Origin of the sequence: Sphingobium sp. 15-1 (genome assembly GCF_013375535.1) — a bacterium.
Lineage (GTDB): Bacteria > Pseudomonadota > Alphaproteobacteria > Sphingomonadales > Sphingomonadaceae > Sphingobium > Sphingobium aromaticivastans.
This window is the reverse complement of record NZ_JABXJG010000001.1, coordinates 2,657,568-2,674,254: the sequence shown is the minus strand read 5'-3', so window position 1 is coordinate 2,674,254 and position 16,687 is coordinate 2,657,568. Positions and strand designations below refer to the sequence as shown.

The window sequence follows — 16,687 nt, the reverse complement described above, 5'->3', positions numbered from 1 at the left end:
TGACGACTATATTTTAGGACCAACCGCCCCCCAGCGCGAGGAAGATCGCGATCTGATCCTGCACCAGTTGCACCCGCGCCGCCGCCGCCGCAGCCTCCGCATTGGCCAGCGAGCGCTGCGCGTCGAGCAAGGACAGGAAATCCCCCCGCCCGAAACGGAACAGCTTGCCCGCTTGGGCCCCCGACACGCCCGCGCTGTCCCGCGCCCGGTCGAGCGCCGCCGCCTGCTCGGCATGGCGGCGGTAGCTTTCCAGCGCCGTCTCCGTCTGCCGCAAGGCCTCCAGCACCGTCCCGTCGAAGCGCGCCAGATCGGCCTGCACCTGCGCGTCGGCCTGCGCGATCCGCGCCTTGACGACCGGCCGGTTGGGGAAGCTCCAGCTCAGCAATGGCCCCAGACTCATGCCGAAGCTGGTTCCGGAGCCAAAGCTTTTCAGCGGCCCGCCCAGCCCCAACGATCCGCCGATGCTGATCTGCGGATAAAGGTCTGCAGTCGCCACTCCGACGCGGGCGGTGTCGGCGGCGATGCCGCGTTCCGCCTGCCTGATGTCCGGCCGCCGCCGGATCAGCGCCGCGCCATCGCCCACCGGCATGGGCGCATGCAGCGCAGGCAGGGTCGCGCAGCCCTCCACCTCCTTGGGATAATCCGCCGGCGCTCGCCCCAGCAGCGTCGCCAGCAGATAGAGTCCACCCTGCCGCTGCGCATCGAAGGCGGGCAGGCTCGCCTCGCTGGCGTCGACCGCTGCCCGCGCCCGGCTGACGTCGAACGCCGTGCCGCGCCCGCCCCGGAACAGCCGCCGCGTGGCATTGAGAGTCTCCCGTTGCAGGGCCACGACGCGCCGGTTGACGGCCAGCGAATAATTGGCGGCGCAGACCTGCGCATAGGCCCTGGCGGTAGCGGCCGCCACGCCGACCCGCACATAGTCGCGCGCCGCCACGACCGTTTCCAGATCGGCGGTGCTGGCCTCTATGGCGCGCTTGATCCGGCCGTTCAGGTCGAGCGGATAGGAGGCGGCAAGGCCCAGATCATAGCCGACCACGCCGGGCAGGCTCTCCGCCGTGCCGGAGGGCCGCGCCAGCGTCGCCCCGCCGCTGACCGTCGTGCCGATGGTGCGCCCGGCCTCCGCCTCGCGCAGCACCGCCTCCGCCGCGGTCAGGTTCGCGTCGGCCACGCGCAGGTCGGTGTTGGCGGCAAGCGCCTGCTCGACCAGCGCATCCAGCCGGGGATCGTCATAGAGCCGCCACCAATGATCGGGCAGTTCGGCATTGCTGAAACTGGTTTCCTGCGCCGACAGGAAAGCGCCCTGCGCGACGGGGGCGGTTGCGGCGGACTTTTCCGGCGGGCGATAATCCGGGCCTGCGGTCGCGCAGGCCGCCAGCGCCAGGGCCAGAAAGGGCGTCCACAGTTTCGCGCTCCCCTTCCCAGGGAAGGAGGGCGTGCCGGTAGCCGGGACGTTATGCATGGCGGCACACCCCCGGCTTCGCGTCCTTCCGCGCCGGTTCGATCGTCACTGTGGCGGTGCGCCCCGCGATCAGCTTCACCTCCGCGGGCACCCTGGTCAGCTTCACCCGCACCGGAATGCGCTGGGCGAGGCGCACCCAGGAAAAGGTCGGCTCGACCGTCGGCAGCAAATTGCCCGAATCCGAACGGCTGCTGTCGTTGATGCCATAGGCGATGCTGTCGACCCGCCCATGCAGGTCCTGCGCCTCGCCCATCAGCCGCACCGTCACCGGCGCGCCGATGCAGACCAGCGGCAGCTTGGTTTCCTCGAAATAGCCCTCGACGCGCAGGCTGTCACGGTCGACCAGCGCCATGGCCTGCTGCCCCGCCGCGACGAAATCGCCCGGATGCAGGTCAAGATTCGTGACCACGCCGTTGACCGACGCCACCACCTGCGTGCGCTTCAGATTGAGCGCAGCGGCGTCCCGCGCACTCATCGCCTCGGCCAGCGCAGCCTCCGCCGTCGCCACCCGCGCGACATTCTGCTCATGCGCTTCCTTCGCGACGAGGTCGCCCAGCGCGACGTCGCGTGTCGCCTCCCGCCGCGCCTGGCCCAGCGTCGCCTTGGCGCTGGCGATCCGCGCCTCCGCCTGCTCCAGCGCCAGCGCATAGCGCGGCCGGTCGATCACGAACAGCAGGTCACCCGCCTTCACCGCCTGATTGTCATGCACCGCGACGGAGGTGACGAGTCCGCCGATGTCCGGCGTCACCCGCACCACATCGGCGCGCACCCGCCCGTCGCGGGTCCAGGGGCTGCGCTCATAATGGTTCCACATCCACACCGCCACCAGCGCGGCGGCGATAACGATGACGATGGTGGCGGCGCTCCTGATCAGGGCAGGGGGGATCAGCGTGGCGGCAAAACGGTTCATAGGCGGATTCCAAGGGAGGGAACGAGGATGGCGAGCGCGCCCAGCATCAGCACGAAGATGCTGAGGTCGACCGCCGCCCGATAGGCAAGGAAACGATAGAGGCCGAACGCGCCGATCAGCCGGGTCACGCCCCAGCTCAGGATCAGCGCGACCAGCGCCAACAGCAGGAGGGTCGGCACATAGACGCCGCCCAGGGCGATTTCTCCGGTCATGCGGGCTGTCCGATTGGCGAGGGCCTGCGATAGCCTTCGCTGTCAGGGAAAAGATTGCGGCGCAGGCTGACCAAAGCGAGGATGGCTTCTCGCCGGATCATGGCGCTGGGATTGCGCGACAGGTCGCTGATCGCATGGTCGATGTCGGTGAGCAGGGCGGACCTCGCAGGCGCGGGCGCATCCGGGTCCAGCCCGCGATAATGGGCGCTGACGCCCGTCAGGACATCGGCCAGCGGCGCGGCGTCGTCGGCGGGCAGGTCGAGCCGCAATTGCCGCAATTCGCCAATGGCGACGCCGGTCCGCAGGTCGCGCAGCGCATCGTAAAGCGGCCGCCCGCTGTCCGACCGCACCGCCGCCAGCCGGGGCGCCAGCAGCGCGATACGGTCCAGCATCCGGTTGATCCAGCCGCGCACGTCGGGCGGCGTCATCAGCGTGGCGCGGTTGGCGATGTCGTTCCAGCCTGCGCGCACCGTGCGCCGGATCGCCCGCTCGACCCCCGCCGACTGCAACAGCCCGGCCATGATGATCGCGAACCAGATGCCGACCAGTTGCGCCACCGTGCCGTTGGCGTAGCTGGCGAAGGCGCTGACATAGCGGTCCGACAGCAGCACGGGGCTGCCCAGCCCCAGCAGCGTCGGCAACGCGATCCCGGCCCAGCGCGGCGACGCCATCATCGTGCCGAGCAACAGCAGCATCGGCGCATAGGCGGCCGCCAGCATGGCGAAGCCGTCGAGGCGCGGCATGATCGCATAGCCATAGACCGCCCCCAGCAGCGAAGCGGCGATGGTGCCGATCATGAAGCCCTTGAGCGGCGCCAGCGGATTGTCCGACGCCGCGAACAGGGAGAGGAACACGCCCGCCAGCATCACCGCGCTGCCGCCGTCCTTCCAGCCGCTGCCGATCCACAGCGCGCACCCCAGCGCCACGGTGGCGAAGGCGCCGAAGGCCCCGCGCGCCGCTCCGGCATAATCCTTGTGCAGCTCACGGTTGCGCCGCCCCTCCAGCAATTCACCGACGCGGGGGCTGACGGCCTCCCGCCTGTGCGTCACCATCTGGTCGTAGAGGTCGCGGCAATCGCGATGCGCCGCGATCAGCGTGGCCAGCCGCGCAAACAAGCTGAGGCGCATCATCTCCGCCCAGCCCATCTCCGCCCGCGCCACCGGTTCCAGCGCGGCGCAGCGGGCGATCAGCGCGTCCGCCGCCGCGGTGCGGGCGACAATCTCCTCGCCGGGGTCCACGATCCAGGCCCGCGCATCGGCAATCAGCGTCACCACCTCCCGCGGCACCTTTCCCCTGCTCGCCGCCTTCAGCATCGCCAGCCGGTCCTCGACCGCCGCGCCCAGGGGCAGCAGCAGCGAAAGCTGGTCCTGCATCGCCCGCACCGTGCGCACGCGGGGCGCGAGGCGGCTGATGTCGAAGGGCAGATGCACCGACATCTGATGCAGTTCGGTGATGTCCTGCGCCAGACGGCGGCGTTCCTGCGCCAGCCCCTCCACCGGCGCCAGCGCGATGGCGTCATGGGACCAGCGTTCGGCATCGCGCAGCATCGCCTCCACCCGCGCAAGCAAAAAATTGGTGATGGAACCGGGGAAGACGACGCCGTGGACCAGGCTGCCGCACATTATGCCGATGGTGATCTCCTGCACGCGCAATGTCGCCACGGTGAAGATGGTCTGCGGCGTGTCGACGTCCGGAAAGACGATCAGGCAGGCGCTATAGCCCGCCAGCACGAACATATAGGATCGCGGCGTGCGGTCGAGCAGCGACACGAACACGCAGGTCGCCATCCACAGCGCCATGGCGAGCGACAGCAGTTCCGGCGCATTGACCAGCGGCGGCACGATGGCGACGGAAAAAATCGCCCCGGTCAGCGTGCCGATGACGCGGAACACCGCCTTGGAGATCACCGCCCCGGCCAGCGGTTGGGCGACGATATAGCTGGTCAGGAACGCCCAATAGGGCCGCTCCAGCCCGATGCTGAGCGCCACATAAAGCGCCAGCATCGCCGCCGCGAAGCATTTCAGGGAAAAGAGCGCGGCGGGCCAGCCGATGCGCTCGCCAAAGGCGTTCATCCTAGCGCTCGCATGTCAGGGCACTCATCAGGACTGCCCCCGCCGCTCGGCCATGCGCCGCTCCAGCAGGTTCAGCAGATTGACGACGATCTCGATCGCGGCGTCGGGCACGCCGTCCAGCAGCTCGCGCCGCAAATTCCCCAGCCTGGCTTCGATCTGCCCCACCAGTTCCTGCCCCTCCGGCGTGAAGGCGACTCGGTTCGAACGCCGATCATCGGGATTGGGCACCCGTTCGACAAGCCCCGCCGCCTGCAACTGGTCCAGCGTCCGCACCAGCGAGGGCTGGGTGATGCCCAGTTCCTCGGCCAGATCGGCCTGCCGCACATCCGGACCCAGCCGGTCGAGATAGATCAGGCACCAACCCGCGCTGTTCGACACGCCGAATTCGGCCAGCGCCAGATCGGCCAATTGCCGCCACTGGCGCGCCACCTGAGGCATTTTATGCGCCAGGGCGCGCTTCAATTCCGATCGGGACATTTTTCTTAGATAGCTAACTAATTTCTGCGGTCAAGGGCCATCTTGATCCTCCCTGCGCGAAGCGTGGGGAGGGGGACCGTTCGCGAAGCGAATGGTGGAGGGGAGCGCCCGCAGGGCGCCGCAGGTCGCGCCAATTTCCCCTCCACCACCGCCTTTGGCGGCGGTCCCCCTCCCCATCTCTCGATGGGGAGGATTTTTGGCGCGTCATGTAAAAGGGGCCGGAAACTCCCGTTCCCAGCCCCTTTCCTAACCTACCGAAACCCTCAACCCCGGCGCGTGCCCGAAAAGCCCGCCGCGCCAAAGGCCCCAAGCTGCATCGTCCCGGTGATGGCATCCCCATTCACCTCCGCCTCGCATTCCAGCGTCATCGGCATCGGCAGGGTCATGTTCATCTTCCAGCTCAGCTTGTTGCCGTCGACCTTGCCCTCGGCCACGTCGAGCGAGCCCATCATGCCCGCGAAGGTGCCATGAAAGCCGTCGCCCGCGCTGATGACGGTCAGCACGCCATTCTGGTCGCCCATCGGGGTCTTCGCCACGCAATCATAGGCGCCGTCCACTGCTGCCATATCCCTTCTCCTTGAAGTTAAGGGCTGTTCGCCATTCAGTTCAGGTGGAGCCGAAAAGTGGGATTTTCGAGCATCGGAGCGCAGCGGACCCTCAGTCCGTGAGCACCGAAGCGCAGAAAATCGCGCTTTGCAGGCCCGCATGGGCTGAATGGCGAACAGCCCGTCGTCAATCCGCCAATGTGCCCATCTCCACCGGAAGGCCGACCGCGTCAAGCTGCGGCTTCACCAGTTTCGCGTCGCCCACCACGACCCAGATCAGCCGGTCGGGATTGATCGCTTCCCGCGCCGCCTTGTCGAGATCGGCCGCCGTCATCGCCCGATACACGCCCGGCAGGCTGGCATAATAATCGTCCGGCCGCCCCAGCATGCGGTTGCGCATCATCGCGCCCAGCAAGTCGGACGAGGTTTCGAAGCTGCCCGGCAGCGACAATATCTGGCTGTTGATCGTCTGGTTGCGCTCCGCCTCGGTCGTGCCCTTGGCCGTCAGGAAATCGCTGATGTCTTTCCGCGCCGCGACGATGGACTCGCCGGTCTTGTCGGTCTGCACCGGGGCATAGACCAGCAGCGGGATCGTCTCCTTGACGCCGGGAAGCGCGCTGCCCGCATAATAGGCCCAGCCCTTGCTCTCCCGCAGGTCCATGATCAGGCGGGATGTCGAGCTGCCGCCCAGCACCTCATTGGCGGTCAGCAGCGTCACCGGATTGTCGGTGCCCGCCTTGTTGGTGAGCAGACCTGCCAGGATCATCGACTGCGGGCTTTGCGGCTTGTCGACCAGGATGATGCGCGACGGGCGCATCATGCGGTCCATGCGGAATAGCTTGGCGCCCTTGGCGACCTTGGGCGCCTTCCAGTCTCCGAAGCGCTTTTCCAGCAGCGGCATCACATCGGCCAGCGTGGTATCGCCGGTCACGAAGATGGTCGCATTGTCGGGCCGCAGCCATTTGTCGTGGAAGGCCACCAGATCGGCCCGCGTCACCGCCTTGACGCCGCTTTCCGTGCCCGATCCGGTGAAGGGAATGCCGTAGGGATGCGCCTGCCCATAGAGCAGCGGCGGCAGCAGGCGCTGCGCGATCGGCATCGGCTCGGTCTTTTCCGCCGCGATCCGCGTCAGTATCTGCCCGCGCAGGCGTTCGACCTCGGTCGGCGCGAAGGCTGGATTGCGGATCACGTCCGCCAGCAGCCCCAGCGAGGCGTCCAGATTGGGCTTCAGCGCATAAAGGCCGACATTCGTCGCATCCATGCTGTTGCCCGCGCCGATCGAGGCGCCCAACCGCTCCTGCTCCTCCGCGATCTGCACCGAGCTGCGCGTCTTCGTGCCCTCATCCAGCAGCGCCGTGGTCAGCCCCGCCGTACCCAGCTTCGCCTTGTCGTCGGCGGCATTGCCCGCGTCGAAGGACACGGAAACCCGCACCACCGGCACCGTCGCCCGGCGGGCGAAGACGATGGGAATCCCGTTCTTCAACGTCGCATGCTCGACCGCCGGGAACTCCAGATCCTTGACTGGCTCGATCCCCGGTTCGGCAATCTTCGTTGGCGGCGGCGGGGTCGCCGCGACCGGAGCGGGTTTCTTCGGATCGCGGAAATAGGCCGGATGATGGGTCGCGTTGCCCGCCAGCGCATTGTCCTCCGCCGAACGTTCGCCCGGCGCCACGGTCAGGCGGAACACCGGCCTTCCGAGCCATTTGCGCGCCACCTCGCTCACCGATTGCGGCGTGGCGGCGGCGGCGGCGGCCAGATCCTTCTTATATTTGGCCGGATCGTTGGAATAGACCGCCCCCTCGGCCAGCGTCACCGCCTTGCCGCTGAAGCCGCCGACCTTCTCCAGCCCGCCGATGATACCCGAAAGCTGCTGCGTCGCGGCGCGCTGCACCTCGTCCGCCGTCGGCCCCTTGGCGAGATAATCAGCCAGGAGCTGGTCGAGCCGCTTGCCGACGGCCACCGCGTCCTGTCCCGGCTTCACGTCCACGGTGATCTCCGCGAGCGAAAGCTTCTCAAAGGGCTGAATGCTGGCCTTGACGCCGACCGCCACCTTCTCGTCACGCACCAATATATTGTCCAGCCGTGAGGAGCTGAGGCCGCCGAACACCGCCATCGCCAGATTAAGCGGCGTCAGATCGTCCGAATTGACCCCCGGCACGATCCAGTTGCGGTAGAGCCGGGTGGCGGCGACATTGTCGTGCATCACCTTCTCGACATCCTTGTCGAGCGTCGGGACGGTCGCATCCACATCCTTGGGCGCGGGACCGGCGGGGATGTTGCCGAACCACTTCTCGACCTTGGCCTTCGCGGTCGGCACGTCGATGTCGCCCGCCAGCACCAGCACGGCGTTGTTCGGGCCGTAATGCGTCTTGAACCATGTCTGCACGTCGGCCAGGCTGGCTGCGTTCAGGTCCGCCATCGAACCGATGGTGGAGTGGCGATAGGGGTGCCCCTCCGGCAGCATCGCGGCGAGCTGCGCATATTCGACAAGGCCATAGGGCTCATTCTCGCCCATGCGCTTTTCATTCTGCACGACGCTGCGCTGCGCATCGAGCTTGGTCTGGGTGACGGCGCCGAGCAGATGCCCCATGCGGTCCGATTCCAGGAACAGCGCCCGGTCCAGCGCGCCGGTCGGCACCGTCTCGAAATAATTGGTGCGGTCGAACCAGGTCGTGCCGTTCCAGTCGGTCGCGCCGATGTCCTCCAGCCGGCCGAAGAAGGGTCCGTCGGCATTTTCCGAGCCGTAGAACATCAGATGCTCGAACAGATGGGCGAAGCCGGTCTTGCCCGCCGGTTCGAAGCGCGAGCCGACATGATACCAGATCGACACGCCCACCACCGGCGCCTTGCGGTCGCTATGGACGATGACGCGCAGGCCGTTTTTCAGCGTAAATTCCTCATAGGGAATGTTCACCGCTGCCACCAGGCTGGAAAGCGGCGCGGGCGCAGCGGCGCTGGTCGCTTTGGACGCCGGAGCCGCCTGCGCCATCGGCATGAGGGCAAGCGAAGACAGGCCGAGCATCAGGGCCATCCGGCAGGAAAATGGGGGAAAGGTCATGAGCGCCTCATGATGGTCAATGGATCGGCGGGCAGCATAGCGAGGCGTTTTAGCCGCGCAATACGCATGTGGGAGAGAAGCCTTCCCCTCCTTTCGGGCGATAGGCCGCTGGACAGGCGAAACCAACGCGTTAGGCTCCTCTTCCAACCATAAAAGAGAGGTTTCGCACCCGATGCGCCTTCGCTCCTTCGCCTTCCCCCTTGCGCTCGCCATCCCCGGTCTCGCCTCCGCCCAGACCGCTCCCGCCATCACCGGGGAAGCCATCCGCGCCGACATCGGCTTCCTGGCCGACGACCTGCTGGAAGGGCGCGACGCGGGCACGCGCGGCTATGACATCGCCGCCCGCTATGTCGCCGCGCGGTTCGAGGCGCTGGGCCTGCGACAAGCCATCCCGGATAGCTGGTATCAGCCCGTGACGCTGGCCGTCGCCCAACTCGACAAGGCGTCCGCCCCGTCGCTGACCATCGGCGGCAGGCGCTTCGTCAATGGCGATGACGTCGCCATCGGCGCCTTCGGCCGCGAACCGAAGCAAAGCGTCGAGGCGCAGGCCGTGTTCGTCGGCTATGGCCTGAAATCCGACCGGCAGAAGATCGACGACTATGCCGGTCTCGACCTGAAGGGCAAGTTCGCGGTCGCCCTTTCCGGCTCCCCGGTCGGCATGCCGAGCGAGATCGGCGCGCATCTGACCGCCGAAAAATCCCTGGCCGCGCAACAGGCGGGCGCGATCGGCCTCATCACCATTCCCAGCGCCAGCTATCTCAGTCGGACACCCTGGGAGAAAGTGCGCGAGCGGGCGCAAAGTCTGATGGTGAGCTGGATCGACAAGGACGGCCAGCCCTATGTCCGCACGCCCGCCATTCGCGGCACCGGCACCGTGACCGGGGCCGCCGCAGAAGCGCTGCTCGCCGGATCGGGCAAGAGCCTCGCCGCCATCCGCGCCCAGGCGGAGAAGAAGGGCGTCCGGCCCAGGGGCTTCGCGCTCAAGCCCAGCATCCGCATCGACCGCGCCAGCTCCGTCGAGACGGCACCCAGCCGCAATGTGCTGGCGGTGCTGCCCGGTTCCGACCCGGCGCTTTCCCACGAATATGTGCTGCTGATGGCGCATCTCGACCATCTGGGGGTCAAGGAAAGCGCCAAGGGGCCGGACAAAATCTATAATGGCGCGATGGACAATGCCTCGGGCGTGGCGACCATGCTGGCGGTGGCGAAGGCCTTTATCGACAGCGGCGAACGACCCAAACGCTCCATCCTGTTCGCGGCGGTGACGGGGGAAGAGGACGGGCTGCTCGGTTCGCAATTTCTGGCGAAGAATCCGGTATTGCCGGCGGGGGCGAAGCTGGTCGGCGTGGTCAATCTCGATATGCCGATCCTGACTTATGATTTTCAGGACGTGATCGCCTTTGGCGCCGATCATTCCACCCTGGGGCCGATTGTGGAAAAGGCGGCCAGGGCGGAAGGCATCTCGCTCTCGCCCGATCCGCTGCCTGCCGAGGGGCTGTTCACCCGTTCCGACCATTATCGCTTCGTGCAGGAGGGCGTGCCCGCCGTGTTCCTGATGACGGGGTTCGCCGGGCCGGGCAAAGAGGCGTTCGAACATTTCCTCAAGACCGATTATCACCAGCCCTCCGACCAGATGAGCCTGCCCTTCCATTGGGAAGCAGCGGCCAAATTCGCCAAGGTCAACTATGCCATCGCGCGCGAAATTGCCGACGAGCCGGACGCGCCGCGCTGGTACAAGGGCGATTTCTTCGGGGATGCTTTCGCGCCGGATGCGGCCAAGGCGGTGAGGCCGTAGGAACCGACCGCTTCCATCGAGTTTGAACAGCATGCTTGCGTTCCGGATCAAGTAACGTGCTCCTGCGGAGGCAGGAGCCCAGTTCTGACGGCGGGACTGGGCTGTCGCGAGCCACTTGTCTCGCTCCAGTGCCTTCGCAGGAACACGGAAACTCTAGCTCTAAGGATATTTGCGTAGCGCCTCTTGTGTTGCTTTTATGCAACATTACATCGTGACCAAGCTTCACGAAGGGGATTTTATGAACCTCGAAAAATTCACTGACCGCGCCAAGGGCTTCCTCCAGTCGGCGCAGACCGTCGCGATCCGGATGAGCCATCAGCGCATCAGCCCGGAGCATCTGCTGAAGGCGCTGCTGGAGGACCAGCAGGGCATGGCGTCCGGCCTGATCAAAGCGGCGGGCGGCGATGCTGGCGTGGCGCTGCGCGAAACCGATGCGGCGTTGGCCAAGGTGCCGTCCGTCTCCGGCAGCGGCGCGCAGCAGACGCCGGGTCTGGACAATGACGCCGTGCGGGTGCTGGACAGCGCCGAGCAGGTCGCGGCCAAGGCGGGCGACAGCTTCGTCACCGTCGAACGGCTGTTGCTAGCGCTGACCCTCGCCACCACCACGGCGGCGGGCAAGGCGCTCGCAGCGGCGGGCGTAAAGGCCGAGGCGCTGAACGCCGCGATCAACAATCTGCGCGGCGGCCGCACCGCCGACACGGCGGGCGCGGAGGATCGTTATGACGCGCTCAAGAAATTCGCCCGCGACCTCACCGAAGCGGCGCGCATGGGCAAGCTCGATCCGGTGATCGGCCGCGACGAGGAAATCCGCCGCACCATCCAGATTCTCGCCCGGCGCACCAAGAACAACCCCGTCCTCATCGGTGATCCCGGCGTCGGCAAGACCGCCATCGCGGAAGGGCTGGCGCTGCGCATCGCCAATGGCGACGTGCCCGATACGCTGAAGGACCGCACCTTGATGGCGCTCGACATGGGGTCGCTGATCGCGGGCGCCAAATATCGCGGCGAGTTCGAGGAACGGCTGAAAGGCGTACTCGACGAGGTGAAGGGCGCGGAAGGCCAGATCGTCCTCTTCATCGACGAGATGCACACGCTGATCGGCGCGGGCAAATCCGAAGGTGCGATGGACGCGGGCAATCTGCTGAAGCCTGCCTTGGCACGCGGCGAACTGCACTGCATCGGCGCGACCACGCTCGACGAATATCGCAAATATGTCGAGAAGGACCCCGCGCTCCAGCGGCGCTTCCAGCCGGTGTTCGTGGGTGAGCCGACGGTGGAGGACACCATCTCCATCCTGCGCGGTCTCAAGGAGAAATATGAGCTGCACCATGGCGTGCGGATCACCGACGGCGCGATCGTGTCGGCGGCGACGCTCGGTAACCGTTACATCACCGATCGATTCCTGCCGGACAAGGCCATCGACCTGATGGACGAGGCGGCGTCGCGGCTGCGCATGGAGGTAGAGAGCAAGCCGGAGGAGATCGAGACGCTCGACCGGCGGATCATCCAGCTCAAGATCGAGCGGGAGGCGCTGAAGAAGGAGACGGACAAGGCTTCGCAGGATCGGCTCGCGGCGCTGGAGGAGGACCTCGCCAATCTCGAACAGCAATCGGCCGAACTCACCCAGCGCTGGCAGGCGGAGAAGGACAAGATCGCGGGCGAAAGCAAGCTCAAGGAACAGTTGGACGCCGCTCGCGTCGAGCTGGACCAGGCGCAGCGGGCCGGTGATCTCGCCAAGGCGGGGGAGCTGGCCTATGGCCGCATTCCCGAACTGGAGCGCAAGCTGGAAGAGGCCCAGAACGTCACCCAGGGCGCGATGCTGCGCGAGGAAGTGACGCCGGAGGACATCGCCTCGGTCGTGTCCCGCTGGACCGGCATCCCCGTCGACAAGATGATGGAGGGCGAACGCGAAAAGCTGCTCGCCATGGAAGCGGAACTGGGCAAGCGCGTCATCGGCCAGGCCGATGCGGTGAAGGCCGTGTCCACCGCAGTGCGCCGCTCACGGGCGGGGTTGCAGGACCCGAACCGGCCGCTGGGCTCGTTCCTGTTCCTAGGCCCCACGGGCGTCGGCAAGACGGAATTGACCAAGGCGCTCGCGGGCTTCCTGTTCGACGATGACAGCGCAATGGTGCGCATCGACATGAGCGAGTTCATGGAGAAGCATTCGGTCGCCCGGCTGATCGGCGCGCCTCCGGGCTATGTCGGTTATGAGGAAGGCGGCGTGCTGACCGAAGCGGTGCGACGGCGGCCCTATCAGGTCGTGCTGTTCGATGAGGTGGAGAAGGCACACAGCGATGTGTTCAACGTGCTGTTGCAGGTGCTGGACGACGGCCGCCTGACCGACGGGCAGGGGCGGACGGTGGACTTCACCAACACGATCATAGTGCTGACGTCGAACCTGGGCAGCCAGTTCATCGCCAGCCTGGCCGATGACGAGCCGGTCGAGAAGGTCGAGGACCAGGTGATGGACATCGTGCGGAGCCATTTCAGGCCGGAGTTCCTGAACCGGCTGGACGAGGTGATCCTGTTCCACCGCCTGGGCGCTGCCCACATGGCCCCGATCGTCGACATTCAGGTAGCGCGCATCGGCAAGCTGCTGAAGGACCGGAAGGTGACGCTCGACCTGACGGATGGCGCGAGGGCGTGGCTGGGCCGGGTCGGCTACGATCCGGTCTACGGCGCAAGGCCGCTGAAACGGGCGGTGCAGCGCTATTTGCAGGACCCGCTGGCCGACCTCATCCTGCGCGGCGAGGTGCCGGACGGTTCGACCGTCAGGGTCGATGAAGGCGATGGCGCGTTGAAGCTGGGGATTGGCTGAAGTGCATTTTCGGGTGGATTCAGGACATTCCCCCTCCCGCAGGCGGGAGGGGGCTAGGGGGTGGGCTGGCGCGACATCAGCGTGAATTTTCAACGGCTAAGCTGGAAGCTCGCTGCGCTCGCACCCACCCCTAACCCCTCCCGCCTGCGGGAGGGGAATGTCTTGGATTGGCCAAAACCCGACACCGCAGCCTTCAACAAAAAAGGGGCGCTTCCAACGGAAGCGCCCCTTCTCCATTCAGATCACGGCAAGCCGATCAGTAATCGACCTTCACGCCGACGCGGAACCAGCGGCCGGTGAAGCCGGCGCCTTCCCAAGCCACGTTATAGTTATAGCCCAGGCTGTAGGTCTGGCCCGGATTGAAGTCCGGCTTGGTGTCGAGCAGATTCATGACGTTGGCGTACAGGGTGAACTGGTCGTTGACCTTCACGCTGGCGGTCATGTCGACGTCGATCCAACGCTTGGCGCGGCACTTGAACGGCGTGCCGTCGCGATAGGTGTAGACCGAAGCCCCAGTGCTGGCCTCGCAATCGCCCTTCACGCCTTCATAGTCGATCGACGCCATGTCATAGCCCGACGTATAGTAAGCGGTCAGGTTGATGAACGCCTTGTCGTTGAAGTCCAGCGTGTTGCTCCAGGTGCCGCGCCACTTCGGCGCACCCGAGCAGGACGTCACGTCGCAGGGGCTGAGCGTGCCGTCATAGCGCTGCACAACGCCGCCGACCGACTTCTGGAGCTTCATCAGATAGGAGGCGTTGACGCTGCTGGTCAGGCGGATGTTGCTGCCCAGATCGAAACGGCCCGTAGCCGAGAAATCGAGACCCGATGCGATCTGCGAATCCGAGTTCACGAACGAATATTCGATGAAGCCCAGGACCGGCAGGGCCGTCGGGTGATCGGGATCGGGGATGCCCGGCTTGACCGTCAGACCCGGCAGGTTCACGACGCCATTATTCTGATAATAGAGCGTCGGGACTTCCGAATAATCGGGGCTGCCGATCAAGCCCTTGATCTTGATGTGCCAATAATCCGCGGTGAAGGAGAAGCGTGAGGACGGCTCGAACACGGCACCCAGCGTGTAGGAAGTCGACTTTTCAGGCTTCAGTTCCGAATTGCCGGTCGCCGTCAGACCATAGGAATAAGGCAGCGACGCATAGGCATTGCCACCATGGGCGGCAATGAAGGCAGCGCCTTCCGGAGACGTCGGATCGATCGTCGTCGTGATATAGCCGGTCGTCGGCAGGCCATAAGCCTCGTTGAAGCTCGGGATGCGGAAGCCTTTCGAGAAGGTGCCGCGCAGCTTGATCTGCTCGATCGGCTTCACGATCGCGGTGAACTTAGGCGAAAAATTCTTCTGGCCCGACGAATATTTGTCGTAGCGGCCCGAAGCGTTCAGCGACAGTTGGTCGAAGATCGGCGCATCGAGTTCGAAGAAGGCCGACTTGACGTTACGGCTGCCGATCGCACCCACAGCGTTGATGCTGTAGTAGCGCTCCGACGGATTGTCGTTGTTCGGCGGATTGGCGCTGGGGTTGTCGATCGACTCGTGACGATAGGCGCCGCCGACGGCGAACTTCAGCGCGCCACCGGGCAGTTGGAAGAGCTCCTTGGCCAGCGTGGCCTGGACCTGCCACAGTTCGGAGGACGACTTGTTGATGTTCGTCGGCGCAATGTAATTGCGGATCTCTTCCGAATTGGCCGCCGGATTGATGAAGTTCCAGGAACCGTCATTGATCACGTCGACCAGATGCTGGGCGAACAGATAATTCTTGTTCGTGACCTTCAGGTCGACGCGCGACCAGGTGAAGTTCGCGTCATAATCCCAGCCCGTGCCGAAGGAGCCGTTGATGCCAGCAGCCGCACGATAGGTCTTGGCATCGCTGAACGTCTCACGCGGACGGTCATAGCGGTAGTTGACGCGGGCAAGCTGGCCCGAGGAGGCGAAGGGGTTGTTGGGGTTCAACGTGCCGTTCGCCGCGGTGCAGGTCACGGTGCCCTGCGGGCAGACATAGACCGGCAGCAGAACCGGGCTGAGCACGAAGGTGTCGCCGCCCGCAGCGGTCTGACCGGCGAAGGTCAACGGCGTCAGCGAAGAGGCCGTCTTCACATTATAGAAGTTGAACATCGCATAGGCCTGGGCGCTGCTGCCCACATTGACCGTGGCGTGCAACGTGCCGCCGATGCGCTCAATCGACGGCTGCGCCTGCAGATAATCCTTCACATTGTCCTGCTGGCACTGCTGCGGGGTCGCACCCAGCGCAGCCTGCTGTGCGGGAGTCAGCGTGATCGCCGTCAGGTCGCGGCAGCCGGCGGCGGGATTGGCGAGCACCCAGTTGCCGCTCGGCGTGAGCGAAGTCGGGTCATAAGGGCGCATGACCGGCACGCGAGTGGACCCGATGCTCAGGATCGCGCCATTGCTCTGGACGCCATTGACGACGTTATTGGCCAGGCAGCTACCCGAATCATTGCAGTAAGAGCTGAGATCGGCGGTATTCCAGGGGAAGCCGCGATCGCGGGCATAGAGCGGGTCGCTCTTCTGATATTCGCCGTTGATGTAGACGTTGAAACCGTCTTCATTCAGCTTGCCATAGCCATAGGTGGCGTCGATGCGGCGTTCGCCGGCATCACCGCGCTGCGAAAGACCGGCGGATGCATTGGCGTGCAGGCCAACGATTTCCTTCTTGACGATGACGTTGACCACGCCCGCAACGGCGTCCGCGCCATAGGTGGCCGACGCGCCGTCTTGCAACACGTCGATGCGGTCGACGATGGCGTCGGGAATCGCGTTCAGGTCGACGAAGTTGCGGTGACCGTCATCCGCCAGCGGATAGGGGGCGCTGCGCAGGCCGTCGAACAGGGTCAGCGTGTTGCCGCTACCCAGGCCTCGCAGCGACACGGCGGTCGCGCCAGTCGCAAAATTGAAGCTGTTCCAGCTCTTGCTCATCGAACCCGCATTGTTGGCGGAGATCGACTGGACGGCATCGGAAATGGTGTTGACGCCGCGCTTCGTCAGCTCCTCGGAGCTCAGCACCGTCAGCGGCGCTGCGGTCGAGGTCGACGGATTGCGGAAGATGGAGCCGGTGACGACAATGGTGTCATTGCCTTCATCGGTTGCGGCCTGCGTATCGGCGGCCTGCGGCGCTTGTGCGAAAGCGGGTGCGGAGAAGGTCGCGAGGCCGGCGCCGACGAGGGTCAACGCCTGAAGAGCCGCGCTACCGCGCAGCCCGATCTTGGTTATGGTCTTCACTATCCAGTCCCTTGCTCTGGAGTGATGACGGGCTGAAAGCCCATCGTCTGTTCCGTTCTTTTGACGCGTGAAGAGAGCAAAAGGAGCCCGACAG

10 protein-coding genes are annotated in these 16,687 nt (G+C 65.6%); 2 read left to right on the top strand and 8 right to left on the bottom strand.

The window, feature by feature from the left end; genetic code table 11:
- Positions 1 to 13: 13 nt before the first annotated feature.
- The 7 genes from HUK72_RS12730 to HUK72_RS12700 form a co-directional block, all read right to left on the bottom strand.
- A complete protein-coding gene (locus HUK72_RS12730; protein WP_176597844.1) occupies positions 14 to 1,387 on the bottom strand; it encodes an efflux transporter outer membrane subunit in 1,374 nt (457 codons plus the stop codon).
- Between the two features lie 64 nt (positions 1,388 to 1,451).
- Positions 1,452 to 2,369 carry an efflux RND transporter periplasmic adaptor subunit gene (locus tag HUK72_RS12725; protein ID WP_176597094.1) on the bottom strand — a complete coding sequence of 306 codons (918 nt, stop codon included), beginning with the start codon at positions 2,367 to 2,369 and terminating at the stop codon, positions 1,452 to 1,454.
- Positions 2,366 to 2,581 (bottom strand): DUF1656 domain-containing protein, encoded by a 216-nt coding sequence (locus tag HUK72_RS12720; RefSeq protein WP_176597093.1) that lies wholly within the window; start codon positions 2,579 to 2,581, stop codon positions 2,366 to 2,368. Before HUK72_RS12720 ends, HUK72_RS12725 begins: the two co-directional genes overlap by 4 nt.
- A complete protein-coding gene (locus tag HUK72_RS12715) occupies positions 2,578 to 4,653 on the bottom strand; it encodes an FUSC family protein (RefSeq protein ID WP_176597092.1) in 2,076 nt (691 codons plus the stop codon). The genes HUK72_RS12720 and HUK72_RS12715 overlap by 4 nt, the downstream gene beginning before the upstream one ends.
- Before the next feature lie 27 nt (positions 4,654 to 4,680).
- Positions 4,681 to 5,130 (bottom strand): MarR family winged helix-turn-helix transcriptional regulator, encoded by a 450-nt coding sequence (locus HUK72_RS12710; RefSeq protein ID WP_176597091.1) that lies wholly within the window; start codon positions 5,128 to 5,130, stop codon positions 4,681 to 4,683.
- A gap of 263 nt (positions 5,131 to 5,393) precedes the next feature.
- A complete protein-coding gene (locus HUK72_RS12705) occupies positions 5,394 to 5,696 on the bottom strand; it encodes a hypothetical protein (protein WP_176597090.1) in 303 nt (100 codons plus the stop codon).
- A gap of 166 nt (positions 5,697 to 5,862) precedes the next feature.
- Positions 5,863 to 8,733 (bottom strand): pitrilysin family protein, encoded by a 2,871-nt coding sequence (locus HUK72_RS12700; RefSeq protein ID WP_176597089.1) that lies wholly within the window; start codon positions 8,731 to 8,733, stop codon positions 5,863 to 5,865.
- A gap of 172 nt (positions 8,734 to 8,905) precedes the next feature.
- Between HUK72_RS12700 and HUK72_RS12695 the strand changes: the two genes are divergently transcribed.
- Positions 8,906 to 10,528: a M28 family metallopeptidase gene (locus HUK72_RS12695; protein ID WP_176597088.1), complete on the top strand. Its 1,623-nt coding sequence runs from the start codon at positions 8,906 to 8,908 to the stop codon at positions 10,526 to 10,528.
- A gap of 238 nt (positions 10,529 to 10,766) precedes the next feature.
- On the top strand, positions 10,767 to 13,346 hold the full coding sequence (gene clpB, locus HUK72_RS12690; protein WP_176597087.1) for an ATP-dependent chaperone ClpB: 2,580 nt from the start codon (positions 10,767 to 10,769) through the stop codon (positions 13,344 to 13,346).
- Between the two features lie 256 nt (positions 13,347 to 13,602).
- Here the strand turns inward: clpB and HUK72_RS12685 are convergent, their stop codons facing one another.
- On the bottom strand, positions 13,603 to 16,593 hold the full coding sequence (locus HUK72_RS12685; protein ID WP_176597086.1) for a TonB-dependent receptor domain-containing protein: 2,991 nt from the start codon (positions 16,591 to 16,593) through the stop codon (positions 13,603 to 13,605).
- Between the last annotated feature and the right edge of the window lie 94 nt (positions 16,594 to 16,687).